Below are 17,615 nucleotides of genomic sequence, written 5' to 3' on the forward strand. Positions count from 1 at the left end.
AAGAGTCTTTAATTCTTATCCTCTTTCTCTTTCACAGCAGACAATACAGTTTGTTTTACCCATGCTTTACGATTCCTATGTTGTATAGCCCATTGGTATAAACCTTGCACACCTAAAATAAGTGAAATGACTATGCCGCTAAATGCGATTAAAAGAGCAAAATATTCTAGGGGTGAAGATATATGATTTGAATCAGTGTTTTTTAAAAGGTCAATCATAGTAAACCCTAGCATTTGGCCCACTACAGAGTAGAGGGTTAAAATTAATAATAAAAGGCTATCTTTTTTAGAGGCAACATTTTCTTGATATTTAAACAAACTATCAAGATTTTGTTTCGCATTCGTGAACAGTATTTCAATATTGAAAAGCTTTCTTAAACGAAAGAAAATATCTTCACTTTGTGACTGAGATACTAATTCTAAAGAAAAATAATTAGCTGTAAACGAATTGATAGAGTAAATTAACTTCTCTATCTCATTTGTATCCTGTTCAATATTTAGTTCAGCATAAGCGTTTGCCATTTTTAATAATACAATTTTATGAAATAAATTTAATAATAAAGCGTAATAATATTCCCCATACATTTGGCTAGCAAGTTTAGCTATTTTATTATCATCTTCGTTCGTAATACATGTGAAAATATGTTCTTCCATTATGAAATAACGATTAGGAGCCCACCTTTGATAGGCGTGCTGTTTTAAGTAATCATTAATATAAGGGAGATTGTTCGCACTTACATATGGTTTACCATTACTTGATAATCCAGAAAGACTGGAAGTACGATAAACATCAATAACGTTAAGTTCCATATTTTCTTTTAGCGATAACAAAGTTTGCACGTACATTCTTTGGTCTTCAAAGAAAGGAAAAGTTTGAAAGTAAGAACTTCTTAATCTTTTCTTTTCAAAAAAATCTGTTAAGCCGTTAAATAAATAACCGAAAATGAATTTTTCAACTTGGGAATATTTTTTCCCATCGCATGTTATACAAATGTTTTCGTCCGTTTCATTTCTCGTTTCAAGTACACGGAATCGTGTAGCGAATTCTATTGCGTCTGATAGTGTCATATTTGGAGAGATGTTAACTTCAGTTCGAATTGTTAGGAACCCAAGTTCATAAGGGCATAATGTTACATCGATTGAGTGCACTGTGAACGGGACAGAGATTAGATTTGTTGTTAAATGTCCGTTTAAATTGAGATCTTTAGAATAGCGCTGTAATCCTTTTTGATGCTCAGAATGAGGAAAGAGAATTTTATTCGTAAATGAAAGATAGTATGCTTCCATATTTTGATGTGAAACATGAAACTCCCCGTAATATGTATTTTCATCTTCGAGATGATCGAGTCGAAAGGGCCGGAAATCATTTTTTTGTAAGAAAGGGAACATATTTTGTTCATATCCACTTTTGAACGAAAATGGGAAAATAAATTGAAAAATAGCTGTTGATACATATTTTTCTTCGATTGTTTGTATTGCCTCCATTTACATAGTTTCCTTTCAATATAAGCTATAGAAACAACATGCCCAAATCCTCTTAAAAATAACCACTGTTTTTCGCTCGATTAAGAATGAAAATTCATCTTATTCATTAGGGGACATGTACAATATTATGTATACTAAAAGTAGTATTATCATGTTTTGAAAAGGGGGATGTAATATGCGCATTTTAGTATTAGGAGCTGGAGGCGTTGGTGGATTTTTTGGTGGACGACTAGTAGAGAAGGGAGAAGATGTTACTTTTCTCGTTCGTAGTAGACGGAAACAACAATTAGAGGAAAAAGGTCTTGTTATTCGAAGCGTTAATGGAGACTTTTCATTTCAACCGAAATTAATAACGAAAGAAGATATCACTGCTCCATTTGATGTGATTTTATTTTCAACAAAAGCATATCACCTAAAAGAGGCAATAGTAGATTTGAAATCATTTGTAGGTGAGAATACAGTCATAATCCCATTATTGAATGGTATGGCTCATTTATCACTATTACAAAAAGAGTTTGGTGAGGAAAAGGTGATTGGTGGTTTATGCTTTATTGAAACGACATTAAATAGCGAAGGGGATGTCGTACAAACTAGTGCTGCAAACAGACTTGTATTTGGGGAAATTAAGCCTCAAGATTCAGAGAGGATGCAACGTATTTCGAAAGTATTTGCGGGTACGAAAGCTAGTTTTATTTTAAGTGAAAATATTTTGCAGGACATGTGGCACAAATATTTATTTATCACCGTAATGTCAGGAGTGACAACATTAATGCGTGCGCCAATAGGGCCGATTCGTGAAAGTGAAGGTGGACGTGAATTTATCCGAAATGTATTTGAGGAATCTATGCAAATTATGAGGGCATTTGGAGCTCCAGTTAAGGATAATATTGTTGAGGAACATATGAAAACAATTGATAAAATTTCTTATGATATGAAGTCCTCTATGCAGCGTGATATGGAAAAAGGTTCGCTCGTTGAAGGGAAACATTTGCAAGGATACTTATTGGAATTAGCGGAGCAATTTTCTATAAATGTGCCTTTATTAGGCGGTGTATATCAAAATTTAAAGGTATATGAAGAAACGATCTTAAGCGAAAAAAAAGTACAATTTTAATAGTATGAAAAAAGGGAAAGGATAGCAAAATATAAATACGTTGCTATCCTTTTTTATGTTCATTTTTGACAATCTACTCGTTTCTTTCAGTTCTTTTTGTCGTGTTTCTCTCTTTTTCACGGTTACCATATAACTGATTAATTTCATTTGCTACTGTATCTAAATATGAATCGGAAAAAAGTGGCTTCTTTTCTTTAGACATATGGGTCTCCTTTGTGGATTTTTTAGTATTCATTATGCATGTTTAGCGGTGGATTATGCGCAATCATTTTAAATTTTTTCGTTTTTAAAATTTTTGTTTACTTTTTGAAAATAAAGGAGTATTATAATCCACAGTTTCAATTTTCTAAATCGCTGAGACCGCATGGTGCGGGGGACCCGTTTTAATGGATTAGTGCATAATTCAATGGGGTGAATCCTTGAAAAAGGTAGGGCTACTCATAGGCCCGAATCCGACAGCTAACCTCGTAAGCGTTATATTGAGAAGGAAGGTGGAGCTTGTGCGACAAAAAAATTAATGTCTACAAGTCTATTCGTTATGGCTTGTAGACATTTTTGCTTTCTGAAGAAATAGTTTATTGGTTGTGACTAGCAGAATGGTTCGTACAAAATTATTGGAGAGTGGACAGCAGTGGTTTCATCTATAAAAAAATTTTTAATTGGAAGACCGTTAAAATCAACCGAGTTAGGAGAACAAAAGCTTAATAAAACGAAGGCGTTAGCGATTTTATCTTCTGACGCATTGTCATCGGTTGCTTACGGTCCAGAGCAAATTTTAATTGCATTAACAGGTCTTGGAGCAGTAGCTTATTGGTATTCAATTCCAATAGCTGTTGGAGTATTAGTATTATTGACAGCTCTTATTTTATCTTATCGACAAATTATTTTTGCTTATCCACATGGCGGGGGAGCATATGTGGTGTCAAAAGAGAATTTAGGGATGAATCCAGGCTTAATAGCAGGAGGATCTTTATTAGTCGATTATATTTTAACTGTTGCAGTAAGTGTATCTGCAGGTACAGATGCGATTACGTCAGCTTTTCCTAGCTTACATGCGCATAATGTAATTATTGCGGTTATATTTGTTATATTAATTACTATTTTGAATTTAAGAGGGGTAACGGAATCAGCTTCCATTTTAGCATATCCTGTTTATTTATTTGTTCTAGCACTATTTATATTAATTGGTGTAGGGATATACAATATTTTAACTGGTCACGTTTCACCGACTTTACATTCGCCAATTGGAACACCAGTTGCGGGAATTAGCTTATTTTTACTGTTACGAGCGTTTGCATCAGGAAGTTCTGCTTTAACAGGTGTTGAAGCAATCTCTAATGCAATCCCGAATTTTAAAGACCCTTCTCCTAACAATGCGGCAAAAACATTGCTTGCGATGGGTGCTTTACTTGCCGTTTTATTTTCGGGAATTGTCTTTTTAGCTTATTATTATGGCATTAATCCAAGTAAACAAGTAACGGTTGTTTCACAAATCGCTGAACAAACATTTGGACGTAATTTCATGTACTATTTCATACAAGGTACAACAGCTTTAATATTAATTCTTGCTGCTAATACAGGATATTCTGCCTTTCCATTATTGGCGGTTAATCTTGCGAAAGATAAGTTCATACCGAGAATGTTTACGATTAGAGGAGACCGTCTAGGATATTCAAACGGTATTATTATACTTGGGATTGCTTCGATTATTTTAATTGTAGCTTTCCAAGGGAAAACAGAACACTTGATTCCGCTATATGCGGTAGGGGTATTTATTCCATTTACACTTTCTCAAACTGGAATGGTACTAAAATGGCTTCGTGAAAAGCCTGAAGGATGGATTTTACGATTATCAATTAATTTAACGGGTGCAGTTATTAGTTTTATCGTAATGAGTATGTTCTTTTTAACTAAGTTCTCACAAGTTTGGTCAATCCTTATTTTCTTACCTTTCATTATCTTCTTGTTCCATCGAATTAAGAAGCATTATGATGCAGTGGGCGATCAATTAAGTTTAAAAACTTGTGAGCGAATTGTTCCGATTGAGGGGAATGTGATTGTCGTTCCTGTAGCTGGCATGACTCATGTAGTAGAAAATTCATTGAATTATGCTAAGGCTCTTTCTGCAGATCAAGTTATCGCTGTATATGTTGCTTTTGACAGAGAAGAGGAAAAGAAATTTGAAGAGAAATGGAAGAAGTGGCAACCTGAAGTAAGGCTTGTTACATTACATTCTCATTATAGAAGTATTATTCAGCCGCTAACTAAGTTCATTGATACAGTGCAATATAAAGCGAGTGAATCAAATTACCGAGTTACGGTCGTTATACCACAGTTCATTCCGAAAAAAGGTTGGCATAACATTCTTCATAATCAGTCTAGTTTATTAATTCGTGCGTATTTACTCTATAAAAGAAATGTTGTTATTACGACAGTTCCATATCATTTGAAAAAGTAAGAAGATTTTTTAAGGATAGCTTCACGAAAGTGAAGCTATCCTTTTTGTGTATATGCTATGCATAATTGCATACGGGGTTAAAAGATATATTAATATAATTTTATTGGTTATGAGTAAGTAGTATTTTCTGTTGTGATATATGGATATTTTAATCGAGAAAGTGAATTGAATTTTATTTTGGGATAAGGACATGAGAGCTTGAAAATAAAGGGAATTAAAATACTTCTTTACGGTAGATAAATAGCTGTGTTTAAATGACCTTACAGTACAAAACTTAAATGGAAACAAAACGAAATTTCATATTTTCATACGTTAATTAGTTTAAAATGAATAATATTTTTATGTAATATATTCACTGTGTGAATGTGGGAATTGAGATAAAATAGAAATTTTATACAATATTATTCATACTAAGCGCATATGAAAAGTTATGAAATGTTTTATAACAATAAGTAAGTACTGTAGCAATAAAATTTGAGAGAGGTGGTTAGTACATGAATCACGATGAGAACGTTCTCTATTTTTAACCATCTCAATATATGTAAGAAAATAAAATAATACAATGCGATATTAATAGTTGCTAATACATAGGAGGAGTTAAAGTGAAAAAGACTTTAATTACAGGGTTATTGGTTACAGCAGTATCTACGAGTTGCTTCGTTCCTGTAAGCGCTTACGCTAAGGAGGGGCAAACAGAAGTGAAAACAGTATATGCGCAAAATGTAATTGCTCCAAATACATTATCAAATTCAATTAGAATGTTAGGATCACAGTCACCGCTCATACAAGCATACGGATTAGTTATTTTGCAACAACCAGACATTAAGGTAAATGCTATGAGTAGTTTGACGAATCACCAAAAGTTTGCTAAGGCGAATGTACGAGAGTGGATTGATGAATATAATCCGAAGTTAATTGACTTAAATCAAGAGATGATGAGATATAGCACTAGATTTAATAGCTATTATAGTAAGCTCTATGAACTAGCAGGAAAAGTAAATGAAGATGAACAGGCCAAAGCAGATTTTACAAGCGCATATGGGAAATTACAAGTGCAAGTACAAACGATCCAGGAGAGTATGGAGCAAGACCTATTAGAATTAAATCGATTTAAATCGGTATTAGACAAAGATAGTAACAACTTATCAATTAAAGCTGATGAAGCAATAAAAACACTGCAGGGATCAAGTGGAGATATTGTGAAATTAAGAGAAGACATAAAAAGAATTCAAGGGGAAATTCAAGCTGAACTAACAAACATTTTGAACAGACCACAAGAAATTATTAAAGGTTCTATTAATATCGGAAAACAAGTATTTACAATCACTAATCAAACTGCACAAACGAAAACAATTGATTTTGTTTCTATCGGTACTTTAAGTAATGAAATTGTAAATGCTGCAGATAGTCAAACGAGGGAAGCAGCTCTTCGTATTCAACAAAAGCAAAAAGAGCTACTACCACTTATTCAAAAGTTATCACAAACTGAATCAGAGGCGACTCAAATTACATTCGTTGAAGATCAAGTAAGTAGCTTTACAGAACTAATTGATCGCCAAATCTCAACTTTAGAAACGTTATTAACGGATTGGAAAGTTTTAAATAATAATATGATCCAAATTCAAACAAACATTGAAGAAGGCACGTATACAGACAGTAGTTTACTTCAAAAACATTTCAATCAACTCAAAAAAGTAAGTGATGAAATGAATAAGCAAACAAATCAATTTGAAGATTACGTTACAAACGTTGAAGTACATTAAAAAGAAAAATAATTAGCGATATAGGGAGAGAAGAAAAATGACAAAAAAACCTTATAAAGTAATGGCTCTATCAGCACTTATGGCAGTATTTGCAGCAGGGAACATTATGCCAGCACATACTTATGCAGCAGAAACTGCAGTAAAACAAGCTCCAGTTCATGCGGTAGCAAAAGCTTATAATGACTATGAAGAATACTCATTAGGACCAGAAGGCCTGAAAGATGCAATGGAAAGAACAGGTTCAAACGCTTTAGTAATGGATCTGTACGCTTTAACAATTATTAAACAAGGTAATGTTAACTTTGGAAATGTAACGTCGGTTGATGCTGCTTTAAAAGGTAAAGTGATTCAGCATCAAGATACGGCTAGAGGAAATGCAAAACAATGGTTAGATGTATTAAAGCCACAGCTTATTTCAACGAATCAAAATATTATTAATTACAATACGAAGTTCCAAAATTATTACGATACTTTAGTTAAGGCTGTAGATGAGAAGGATAAAGCAACACTTACGAAAGGTCTAACTAGATTATCAAGTAGTATTAATGAAAATAAAGCGCAAGTAGATCAGTTAGTAGAAGATTTGAAGAAATTCCGAAATAAAATGACTGGGGATACTCAAAACTTCAAAAGCGATGCAAATCAAATTACATCTATCTTAGCTAGTCAAGATGCTGGAATTCCGCTTCTGCAAAATCAAATCACAACGTACAATGAAGCAATTAGCAAATATAATGCAATTATTATCGGTTCATCTGTTGCGACAGCATTAGGACCAATTGCAATTATCGGTGGCGCGGTTGTTATTGCTACTGGAGCAGGAACTCCGCTAGGAATCGCATTAATTGCAGGCGGAACAGCAGCTGTAGGTGGTGGAACAGCTGGAATTGTACTAGCTAAAAAAGAACTTGATAATGCACAATCGGAAATTCAAAAAATAACAGGACAAATTACAACTGCTCAATTAGAAGTAGCAGGTTTAACAAACATTAAAACACAAACAGAATATTTAACAAACACTATCGATACTGCAATTACAGCATTGCAAAATATTTCAAACCAATGGTATACAATGGGATCAAAATACAATTCTTTACTTCAAAATGTAGATTCAATTAGTCCAAACGACCTTGTTTTCATTAAAGAGGATTTAAACATTGCGAAAGATAGCTGGAAAAACATTAAAGACTATGCAGAAAAGATTTATGCTGAAGATATTAAAGTAGTAGATACGAAAAAAGCATAATCGAATACGGATCGTTAGAGCGTTAAGTATTGATGAATGATTTGAAGCTCCTGTTCAGTTGTGAGCAGGAGCTTTTTATATCCTTATAAAGAGAATAGGTGAAAAGTATGCAGAAAAGATTTTATAAAAAATGTCTTTTAACGCTAATGATTGCTGGGGTGGCAACGAGTAATGCGTTTCCTTTACATCCTTTTGCAGCAGAACAAAACGTAAAGACACTACAAGAAAATGCGAAAAATTATTCTCTTGGTCCAGCAGGATTCCAAGATGTAATGGCGCAAACGACATCAAGCATATTTGCAATGGATTCATATGCAAAACTAATTCAAAATCAACAAGAGACTGATTTGAGTAAAATAAGTTCAATTAATGGTGAGTTAAGAGGGAATATGATTCAGCATCAAAAAGATGCAAAAATTAACGCAGTATATTGGCTAAATGAAATGAAACCTCAGATTATGAAGACAGATCAAAATATTATTGATTTTAATAATACGTTTCAGACATACTATAATCGTTTATTAGCAGCGATTGATCAAAAAGATAGTGTGAAGCTTAAAGCGGATTTAGAAAAATTGTATGCGGACATTTTAAAGAATCAAAATGAGGTAGACGTATTATTAGGGAATTTAAAAGCTTATCGCGATAGAATGGCGAAGGATACAAATAGCTTTAAAGCAGACTCGAATCAATTAACAGCGATTTTAGCAAGTACGAATGCTGGTATTCCAGCTCTGGAACAGCAAATTAATACATATAACGATTCGATTAAAAAGAGTAACGATATGGTCATTGCTGGTGGGGTACTTTGCGTAGCGCTAATTACATGTCTTGCTGGCGGACCGATGATTGGGATTGCGAAAAAAGATATTGCAAATGCAGAACGAGAAATAGCCAATTTAAAGGATAGAATTTCTGGAGCACAAGCAGAAGTGGCAATTTTGACAGATGTGAAAAATAAAACAACAAATATGACAGAAACAATTGACGCAGCAATTACAGCATTGCAAAATATATCAAATCAATGGTATACGGTAGGTGCAAAATATAATAATTTACTACAAAACGTAAAGGGAATCAGTCCTGAAGAATTTACCTTTATAAAAGAAGATTTAAATACGGCGAAAGATAGCTGGACAGATGTAAAGAATTATACAGAAAAATTACATGAAGGTGTGGCGAAGTAAACAGTGGACTAGTTCCGCTGTTTATTTTTTATCCTGTTTTTGTGAAAGCTGAAATTGTAATTTTATAACACCCCAGAACAAAATAATGTACATTTTTTGCTGAAGGTACCGATCTTCTTATCACAGGGTATTTGCTTTTCTTGGTATGATAGTGATGTCGTAAGCCCCATTTATAAAAATAGATCCTAATAGAAATTTATATAACTCTTTCAAATAAGTACAATCTTTACAATAGAACCATATATACTATATGAATGTATACAATAAATATAATTAAAGGAGAATAGAACTTGATAAAACATATACTCAGTTTCATTCTTGGAATAAGTGTTATATTAAGTGGTTCCTTTTGGGTTATTCCTCATACTCTCGAAGCAATTGACAGTAATGTAAGCAATATTACTCGCAACAAAAAGTATTTTAGTAATCTATATGACTATGATATTTATCTTTGGATGATTGCAAACCTTATATTTATCGTTTTTTGTGCAATTACTGTTCTTATATTAAAGTTACCTAATTATAAGAAGAAAAGTACTCATATAAAAAAATATAGGTATACAAATCAGCCGAAAAAAGCAAAGAAAAGGCGTCGTAAATAATTGTTTTTGATAAAACAATATACATATTTTATTTTGGACAACATAGGGGTACCACCACATCGCTATTAAACTAAGAAAATACAACTACTCCCAGAACGAAAATTTGAGCTAAGTTGTAATAAAAAAACATTTTTTCGTTTTTGGGTGTTAAAATCGTTAAATTGATAGGCATATATCGGTACTCTTAACTGGATAGTATAATTATTTATATTAACAACTAAGACAATCAAACGGATTTTAGTTGAAGAACAAGTCATAATAAAAGGCTGTTTAATATATTAAATAGTTTATGTTCTTTTGTTTTTCTAAATTTAATAGCTAAGAAGAAAATAGGAATTAGAGGAGGGGGAAAATTGAGATTTTTTACGATATTTGCATCAAGGAATGATACAAGTGATGTAGAAGGTTTCATTACTCAAGTTTTCCAAAATGGGTTCAAGGTTGAACGCAATAAAAATGAATATACCATTCAATCGAAAAGACTATTTGGCAAAAATAAAATTATTATTCGGGTGGATTCTGAAGAATCATCTCCTGATTATTTTTCCAATAATATTCCTGGAATGATGCACATGTACGATCAAATTGAATTTCAAGAAGAACATCTTAAGAGGATGGTTTTGGCACAAATTTCTGTAATTAATACCATAATTGCTATAGAGACGAAGAAGGATTATAGTGATGAATACGTGGAGCTGTTTCTTAAATTACTTAATCAGGTAAACGGTATTGGTTTTATCCCTGATCGAACTCTCATCGGGAAGGATGGAAAAGTAATCGTATTTCCGGATGGATCCTCTGGTCCTTCGGAATTTACTCCTCAAGCATGTACGAACAAAATAATGGGACAGAATAGTACTTCTACCGATGGGGAGAAAAGAAAACAGAAATCGATAAGCTACCTACAAGATAAAGGTATTCCATATATCGAAGGATTGCCTCAATTGCCTCCTTTGACAAGTATTCAGTTAAGAAATCGAGAAGAGATTACGAAGAGAGCAGTAGCTTTGTTGATTGTCATACAATATGCTTGTGATGTTGCCCAAGAAGGAGATTTGGAAACTTCCAAAGAGTTTGTCATGGGGCTGCTGAACAAATTTGATGTGGTTGAATCATTAACGAAGCAGGAAAGAAATTTCCTAAATTCAGAGCAACCTGACGAGAAAGGAGCGGTACAGATTGCATGGCAGTATGAAGCCCAATGGGTATTACTTTGGTCAATAGGTCTCGTGAATACACTGAAATTTCCAAAAGAAATCTGTGACTGTCATTATGCAATTAAACTTGTTTCTGATTGTAGTTCTTTTAATGAATTTTATCAAAAAACAAAATTGCGAAGTGCAGAAGAGATTTTGGACGAGGCCGACCTCGTTTATCGGCTTCATTGGGCTTGTGTGCATGATAGAATTAATGCGAGAGAAGCAACTGCAGGTATGCAGGAAAGTATTGTTATTGAAAGAAGAAGGGGCTTGTTTTGGCTAATCAATTATAAAAATGAAGATTGGGATTGCATCTCCATGGATACATAATCTATATTCTTTGTTCAGTAGAGCTTTTGTATTTTATATAATAAAATTATTGCTTCATCAGTTCGATCTCTTATAGAAAAACGGACGGAAATTCCATAGGTATGAGAAAAAACAGTCTTTGATATCCTAGGCCTCATATACAACTTTTCTATGTTAAATAACTTGATTCTACCGTACATTTTGAACGGATTTGTTATCGTTACTGCAGAAAAAGCGTGAATTAAATATTAATCGATTTACATGTTTCACGCGTATCTATATTGAGTTTGTAAATATCCACAATAAGGTTTCATTGTATATATTAAGTGAAGTAGAAGTTCAGTTAGATAAAATTCGGTAGTCGAATTTTTTTGCATAAAGCTGTATAATGCTTGTAACGAAAAGGAAATACAGGAAAGGATATGTATTGAGTTACTATGGATAAAGATAAACAACAATTAAGCGTTGAAGTTGCAAGATTATATTATCAATCAGATTATAGTCAGCAAGAAATTGCTAATAAATTAAATATTTCAAGACCTACGATTTCTAGATTATTAAAGTATGCAAAAGAAAAAGGGTTTGTTCAAATTAGTATAGCTGATCCATTTGCTGATTTAGATAACGTAGGGAATTTACTTAAAGAAAAGTATAATTTGTTAGAGGCTCATGTTGTATTTTCTCCTGTACCAGAATATGCAACGATTACGGAGTACATTAGTAAATATGCTGCTGAGTATATGGAAAAGACAGTTGAAAACGGTGATATCGTTGGTGTTAGCTGGGGAATGACGATGTATGAAATCGCTAGAAAAATCGTACCGCAACATGTAAAAGGGGTAGAGGTTGTTCAATTAAAAGGTGGCATTAGTCACTCGAGTGTAAATACATATGCGAATGAGACAATTGCTTTATTTGCAGATGCTTTTCAAACGACGCCAAGAAATCTACCACTTCCAGTTATATTTGATAATGCGGTAACAAAAGAATTAGTAGAGCAAGATAGACATATTCATCATATTATCGAAATGGGAAAACAAGCAAACATTGCAATTTTCACTGTCGGAACAGTGCGTGATGAAGCGTTATTATTCCGATTAGGATATTTAGATAAGGATGAAACGAGCTTACTGAAAAAACAAGCGGTCGGTGACATTTGTTCACGTTTCTTTGATGGAGACGGAAATATTAGTAGCGAAGAAATTAATCAGCGTACAATTGGAATTGAGTTAGAAGAATTAAAGTTAAAGAAACGTTCTATTTTAGTTGCAGGTGGTAATAGAAAAATAAAAGCAATTGATGGAGCGTTAAGTGGTGGGTATGCAAATGTGCTAATTATAGATCAGCATACGGCGAAAGAATTGTTACATTATCAAAAAGGTTAGAAATAAAAGGCTTTCTCAAAAGGATACTTTTGAGAAAGCCTTTTATTTTTAGTATGAATAAATCAATGTGTAGTACCTTGTAAAGTATTTGTAAGGAACGCTCTTTGATTGATCTCCTTTTTCAAAAATTAGTGAGTTAGCCATAATATCTCTATCTACAAAACTCCATCCATCTTGTTCCATCTTTTCGATAAAAGGTTCCATTTTTCCTCGTTTTACTAAGTATGGTGATTGCTCATCTATCGAACTTACTTCTACCATCTCTTTATCGTGAATAACCATTTTAGACATAGCTAAAGCAAATGGAATGGGGTTACCTTCTTGGAAAATAACATCCCTTTTTTGAAAAATAAATATGGATAGTAAGGTGCATACTAGCAATGTGAATATAAAGAATTTTGATTTTAACAAGGGGATCACATCCTTTCAATTACGAGTTTACACTATTTTCAATTTATCTCAATAAATTCCTTCGTGGAAAAGAATGAACAAAATTTCAAAAGTGTATTTACATTTGTTCAACTAAGAGTTAGAATGAAGTTGTTAAAAGATATGAGGAGTGAAGATAATGAACATTGCAAAGTTAATTGACCATACAATTTTAAAAGCTAATTCTACAAAAGAAGATGTTATGAAAGTAATCGAAGAAGCAAAGGAATATAAATTCGCTTCTGTTTGTATTAATCCTACATGGGTAAAGCTAGCTGCTGATGAATTAGCTGGACATGATGTAGATGTTTGTACTGTAATCGGTTTCCCATTAGGAGCAAGCACTACTGAAACAAAAGCATTTGAAACAAAAGATGCTATCGCAAAAGGTGCAACTGAAGTTGATATGGTAATCAACGTTGGTGCTTTAAAAGATGGCGACAATGAACTTGTTGAAAAAGATATTTATGAAGTAGTACAAGCAGCAAAAGGAAAAGCTCTTGTAAAAGTAATCATTGAAACTTGTCTATTAACAGATGAAGAGAAAGTACGTGCTTGTGAATTATCAGTGAAAGCTGGTGCTGATTTCGTAAAAACTTCAACTGGATTCTCAACTGGCGGAGCAACTGCAGAAGATATCGCATTAATGCGTAAAACAGTAGGACCAAACGTTGGTGTAAAAGCATCTGGTGGCGTTCGTACACGTGAAGATGCAGACAAAATGGTAGCTGCTGGAGCTTCTCGCGTTGGAGCTAGTGCTAGTGTTGCAATCGTATTAAATGATGCAAAAGGTGCTACAGATAACTACTAATTAATAATGAAGTAAAGAGCAATAGATACACGTTTAAAGTAAAGTGTATCTATTGCTTTAACAATTGAAAAAAATGTAAGCGGATACGAATGGGAGGAGACGGCTTATGAAATACTTAATCGGTGTTTTAGGCCTCGTATTGATTTTAGGTATCGCTTGGCTTGCTAGTAATGATAAAAAGAAAGTCAAATTTCGCCCAATCATAACGATGGTTATATTACAATTCATTTTGGGATTTTTATTATTAAATACGAGTATTGGGAATATATTAATTAGCGGAATCGCTGATGGTTTTGGAGAATTATTAAAGTATGCCGCTGATGGTGTCAATTTCGTATTTGGTGGATTAGTAAATCAAAAAGAGTTTTCATTCTTTTTAGGGGTATTAATGCCAATTGTATTTATATCAGCGTTAATAGGTATCTTACAACATATTAAAGTACTGCCTTTTATCGTGAAATATATTGGTCTAGCTTTAAGTAAAGTAAACGGTATGGGGAAACTTGAGTCATATAACGCGGTAGCTTCTGCAATTTTAGGACAATCTGAAGTGTTTATTTCAGTAAAAAAACAACTAGGATTATTGCCAGAAAAAAGAATGTACACTTTATGTGCATCCGCAATGTCTACAGTTTCAATGTCTATCGTTGGATCGTACATGGTTTTATTGAAGCCGCAATATGTAGTAACCGCTTTAGTACTTAACTTATTTGGTGGTTTTATAATTGCTTCTATTATTAACCCATATGAGGTTACTGAAGAAGAAGATATGTTAGAAGTACAAGAAGAAGAGAAAAAGACCTTTTTTGAAGTATTAGGGGAATATATTATAGATGGATTTAAAGTTGCGATTACAGTAGCAGCTATGTTAGTTGGTTTCGTTGCTCTGATTGCCTTTATTAATGCATTATTTAAAGGTGTAATCGGTATCTCATTCCAAGAAATTCTTGGCTATGTATTTGCACCATTTGCATTTATTATGGGTGTTCCGTGGCATGAAGCAGTTAATGCCGGCAATATTATGGCAACAAAATTAGTATCAAATGAATTTGTTGCGATGACAGATTTAGCACAAGGAAACTTTAATTTCTCAGCTAGAACAACAGCGATTATATCTGTATTCTTAGTTTCATTTGCAAACTTCTCTTCAATTGGAATTATTGCAGGAGCAGTGAAAAGCTTAAATGAAAAACAGGGGAATGTAGTAGCAAGATTCGGCTTGAAATTACTTTTCGGTGCAACATTAGTAAGTTTCTTATCAGCAACGGTTGTTGGCTTACTATTTTAATAGATTCATATAATATGAAAAGGAATGGTGATTGTAATGAGAATGGTAGATATTATTGCGAAAAAACGTGATGGAAAAGAATTAACGACTGAAGAAATTAATTTCTTTATTAATGGTTATACAGACGGAAGTATTCCTGATTATCAAGTGAGTGCACTTGCAATGGCAATCTTCTTCCAGGATATGACGGATCGTGAACGCGCAGACTTAACAATGGCAATGGTTGAGTCTGGAGAAACTATCGACTTATCAGCAATTGAAGGCATTAAAGTAGATAAGCATTCAACTGGCGGTGTTGGTGATACAACAACATTAGTATTAGGACCATTAGTTGCTGCTTTAGATGTACCGGTAGCAAAAATGTCTGGGCGTGGTTTAGGTCATACGGGCGGAACAATTGATAAATTAGAAGCAGTGGAAGGATTCCACGTTGAAATTACGAAAGAGCAATTCATTGATATTGTAAACCGTGACAAAGTGGCAGTTATCGGACAAACAGGAAATTTAACACCTGCTGATAAAAAAATCTATGCGCTACGTGATGTAACAGGAACAGTAAACTCAATTCCTTTAATTGCAAGTTCGATTATGAGTAAAAAAATTGCAGCTGGTGCTGATGCGATCGTACTTGATGTAAAAACAGGTGCTGGTGCATTTATGAAAACAGAAGAGGATGCAAAAGAATTAGCACATGCAATGGTACGTATCGGAAATAATGTTGGACGTCAAACGATGGCAGTTATTTCAGATATGTCACAACCTCTTGGTTTTGCGATTGGTAACGCTCTAGAAGTGAAGGAAGCAATTGATACTTTAAAAGGTGAAGGTCCAGAAGATTTAACAGAATTAGTACTTGTATTAGGTAGTCAAATGGTTGTACTTGCGAAAAAAGCTAATACATTAGAAGAAGCCCGTGAAATGTTACTGGAAGTTATGAAAAACGGAAAAGCAACTGAGAAATTTAAAGAGTTCTTAAGCAATCAAGGTGGAGACAGCTCGATTGTAGATAATCCAGAAAAAATGCCACAGGCGAAGTATGTAATTGATGTACCTGCTAAAACTTCAGGTGTTATTTCAAACATTGTTGCAGATGAAATCGGTATCGCAGCTATGTTACTTGGTGCAGGCCGTGCAACGAAAGAAGATGAAATCGATTTAGCTGTAGGTTTAATGTTACGTAAAAAAGTTGGCGATGCAGTAAAAGAAGGCGAGCCATTCGTAACGATTTACGCAAATCGTGAAAATGTAGAAGATGTAAAAGCAAAAATTTATGAAAATATTTCTATCTCTGAAACAGCAGTGGCTCCTAAATTAGTTCATACAGTTATTACTGATTAATCATAATTACATTTACTTTGAGGAGGAAATAATATGGATAAGAAAAAATATATTGAAGAAGCAAATAAGATGTTATCAAAAGCGTATATTCCGTATTCAAAATTTCCTGTTGGTGCAGCGTTAGTTACGAAAGAAGGTAAAATCTATACTGGTTGTAATATAGAAAATGCTTCTTACGGATTATGTAACTGTGCAGAAAGAACGGCAATCTTTAAAGCAGTATCAGAAGGTGAGCGCGACTTTAGTTATTTAGTCATTACAGGCGAAACTGACGGACCAATTTCACCATGTGGTGCATGTAGACAAGTTATTGCTGAATTTTGTGATCCGAAAATGCCTGTTTTACTAACGAATGTAAAAGGCGATGAAAAGGAAGTGACGGTCGAACAGTTGTTGCCGGGTGCTTTCTCAATTGAAGATTTAAAATAAGATAAAAAGGGCCTTCCACAATCAACAGTTGTGGAAGGTCTTTTTTGTATAAAAAGAACAATGTAATATTCTGTTCATATTCCGTTCATAAACTTTGAGTAAAATGATTGCAGCGAATATGGAAAGTGACGATATGAATTGTCGTTCTACAGCAGGAGGAATATAATGAAGAAATTATATAATGCAGCATTCATGTACTTAATTATTGGTTTATTATCAGGTGTATTTGCAAGAGAGTATACAAAAGCACAAGGAATTAAAGGATCCACTATGTTACAGCTAGTGCATACACACGTATTAGTATTAGGATTCATATTCTTTTTGGTTGCTTTAGCTTTATTTAAAGTGTTTCATGTACAAGAAACAAAAAGCTTCCGCGCATGGTTTGTTGTTTATAATGCAGGATTAATTTTTACTATCGCTACAATGGTATTTAGAGGTCTTCTACAAGTAAACGGAACGGACTTTAACGGTTTAAGCCATATGGCTGGATTAGCTCATGTCATTATTAGTGTCGGGCTTGTTTGGTTTATGATTTTGCTAAAAAAGTCGTTTAAATAGATAGGAGTGGAG

General features: G+C 33.6%; 16 protein-coding genes and 1 riboswitch. Of the genes, 13 read left to right on the forward strand and 3 right to left on the reverse strand.

The genetic code is table 11. From position 1 onward, the window contains the following. Positions 1 to 8 precede the first annotated feature (8 nt). The gene (locus MR109_RS10045; RefSeq protein ID WP_071720679.1) at positions 9 to 1,484 is read right to left on the reverse strand and encodes a hypothetical protein; all 1,476 of its coding nucleotides are present in this window, start codon (positions 1,482 to 1,484) and stop codon (positions 9 to 11) included. A gap of 175 nt (positions 1,485 to 1,659) precedes the next feature. Here MR109_RS10045 and panE point away from each other — a divergent pair, with 175 nt between their 5' ends. Continuing rightward, positions 1,660 to 2,598 carry a 2-dehydropantoate 2-reductase gene (panE, locus tag MR109_RS10050; RefSeq protein WP_242271948.1) on the forward strand — a complete coding sequence of 313 codons (939 nt, stop codon included), beginning with the start codon at positions 1,660 to 1,662 and terminating at the stop codon, positions 2,596 to 2,598. Positions 2,599 to 2,671: 73 nt separating this feature from the next. Here panE and MR109_RS30040 read toward each other — a convergent pair whose 3' ends face one another. Continuing rightward, entirely contained in the window at positions 2,672 to 2,800 is a 129-nt protein-coding gene (locus MR109_RS30040) for a hypothetical protein (protein WP_048375881.1), read from the reverse strand. A 140-nt stretch (positions 2,801 to 2,940) separates the two neighbouring features. Then, a riboswitch (cyclic di-AMP (ydaO/yuaA leader) is annotated at positions 2,941 to 3,087 on the forward strand. A gap of 142 nt (positions 3,088 to 3,229) precedes the next feature. Here MR109_RS30040 and MR109_RS10055 point away from each other — a divergent pair. The 7 genes from MR109_RS10055 to MR109_RS10085 all read left to right on the forward strand — a co-directional run bounded on the left by MR109_RS10055 (position 3,230) and on the right by MR109_RS10085 (position 12,747). After that, positions 3,230 to 5,056 (forward strand): APC family permease, encoded by a 1,827-nt coding sequence (locus tag MR109_RS10055; protein ID WP_242271950.1) that lies wholly within the window; start codon positions 3,230 to 3,232, stop codon positions 5,054 to 5,056. Between the two features lie 602 nt (positions 5,057 to 5,658). Continuing rightward, a complete protein-coding gene (gene nheA / locus MR109_RS10060; protein ID WP_242271951.1) occupies positions 5,659 to 6,819 on the forward strand; it encodes a non-hemolytic enterotoxin NHE subunit A in 1,161 nt (386 codons plus the stop codon). A gap of 37 nt (positions 6,820 to 6,856) precedes the next feature. Next, the gene (nheB, locus tag MR109_RS10065; protein ID WP_242271953.1) at positions 6,857 to 8,065 is read left to right on the forward strand and encodes a non-hemolytic enterotoxin NHE subunit B; all 1,209 of its coding nucleotides are present in this window, start codon (positions 6,857 to 6,859) and stop codon (positions 8,063 to 8,065) included. Between the two features lie 107 nt (positions 8,066 to 8,172). Further along, on the forward strand, positions 8,173 to 9,252 hold the full coding sequence (nheC, locus tag MR109_RS10070; RefSeq protein WP_242271955.1) for a non-hemolytic enterotoxin subunit C: 1,080 nt from the start codon (positions 8,173 to 8,175) through the stop codon (positions 9,250 to 9,252). 290 nt (positions 9,253 to 9,542) lie between these two features. Continuing rightward, positions 9,543 to 9,854 carry a hypothetical protein gene (locus MR109_RS10075; RefSeq protein ID WP_098473133.1) on the forward strand — a complete coding sequence of 104 codons (312 nt, stop codon included), beginning with the start codon at positions 9,543 to 9,545 and terminating at the stop codon, positions 9,852 to 9,854. 353 nt (positions 9,855 to 10,207) lie between these two features. After that, positions 10,208 to 11,383 carry a DUF4272 domain-containing protein gene (locus tag MR109_RS10080; RefSeq protein ID WP_242271958.1) on the forward strand — a complete coding sequence of 392 codons (1,176 nt, stop codon included), beginning with the start codon at positions 10,208 to 10,210 and terminating at the stop codon, positions 11,381 to 11,383. Positions 11,384 to 11,799: 416 nt separating this feature from the next. Then, positions 11,800 to 12,747, forward strand: coding sequence for a sugar-binding transcriptional regulator (locus MR109_RS10085; protein WP_025151438.1), 948 nt, complete (start codon positions 11,800 to 11,802; stop codon positions 12,745 to 12,747). Positions 12,748 to 12,795: 48 nt separating this feature from the next. Here MR109_RS10085 and MR109_RS10090 read toward each other — a convergent pair whose 3' ends face one another. Further along, positions 12,796 to 13,158 (reverse strand): hypothetical protein, encoded by a 363-nt coding sequence (locus tag MR109_RS10090; RefSeq protein ID WP_071720664.1) that lies wholly within the window; start codon positions 13,156 to 13,158, stop codon positions 12,796 to 12,798. Between the two features lie 157 nt (positions 13,159 to 13,315). On the opposite strand from MR109_RS10090, the gene deoC reads away from it, so the two are divergent. The 5 genes from deoC to MR109_RS10115 all read left to right on the forward strand — a co-directional run bounded on the left by deoC (position 13,316) and on the right by MR109_RS10115 (position 17,603). Continuing rightward, on the forward strand, positions 13,316 to 13,987 hold the full coding sequence (deoC, locus tag MR109_RS10095; RefSeq protein ID WP_001017433.1) for a deoxyribose-phosphate aldolase: 672 nt from the start codon (positions 13,316 to 13,318) through the stop codon (positions 13,985 to 13,987). Positions 13,988 to 14,093: 106 nt separating this feature from the next. Further along, on the forward strand, positions 14,094 to 15,275 hold the full coding sequence (locus MR109_RS10100; RefSeq protein WP_242271960.1) for a NupC/NupG family nucleoside CNT transporter: 1,182 nt from the start codon (positions 14,094 to 14,096) through the stop codon (positions 15,273 to 15,275). A 36-nt stretch (positions 15,276 to 15,311) separates the two neighbouring features. After that, on the forward strand, positions 15,312 to 16,613 hold the full coding sequence (locus tag MR109_RS10105; protein WP_002171388.1) for a pyrimidine-nucleoside phosphorylase: 1,302 nt from the start codon (positions 15,312 to 15,314) through the stop codon (positions 16,611 to 16,613). 33 nt (positions 16,614 to 16,646) lie between these two features. Further along, a complete protein-coding gene (locus MR109_RS10110) occupies positions 16,647 to 17,042 on the forward strand; it encodes a cytidine deaminase (RefSeq protein WP_000358532.1) in 396 nt (131 codons plus the stop codon). A gap of 165 nt (positions 17,043 to 17,207) precedes the next feature. Beyond that, on the forward strand, positions 17,208 to 17,603 hold the full coding sequence (locus MR109_RS10115; protein ID WP_002171389.1) for a DUF2871 domain-containing protein: 396 nt from the start codon (positions 17,208 to 17,210) through the stop codon (positions 17,601 to 17,603). Positions 17,604 to 17,615 lie beyond the last annotated feature (12 nt).

It is taken from the genome of Bacillus cereus group sp. BfR-BA-01310 (genome assembly GCF_022664325.1).
GTDB classification, from domain to species: domain Bacteria; phylum Bacillota; class Bacilli; order Bacillales; family Bacillaceae_G; genus Bacillus_A; species Bacillus_A paramycoides.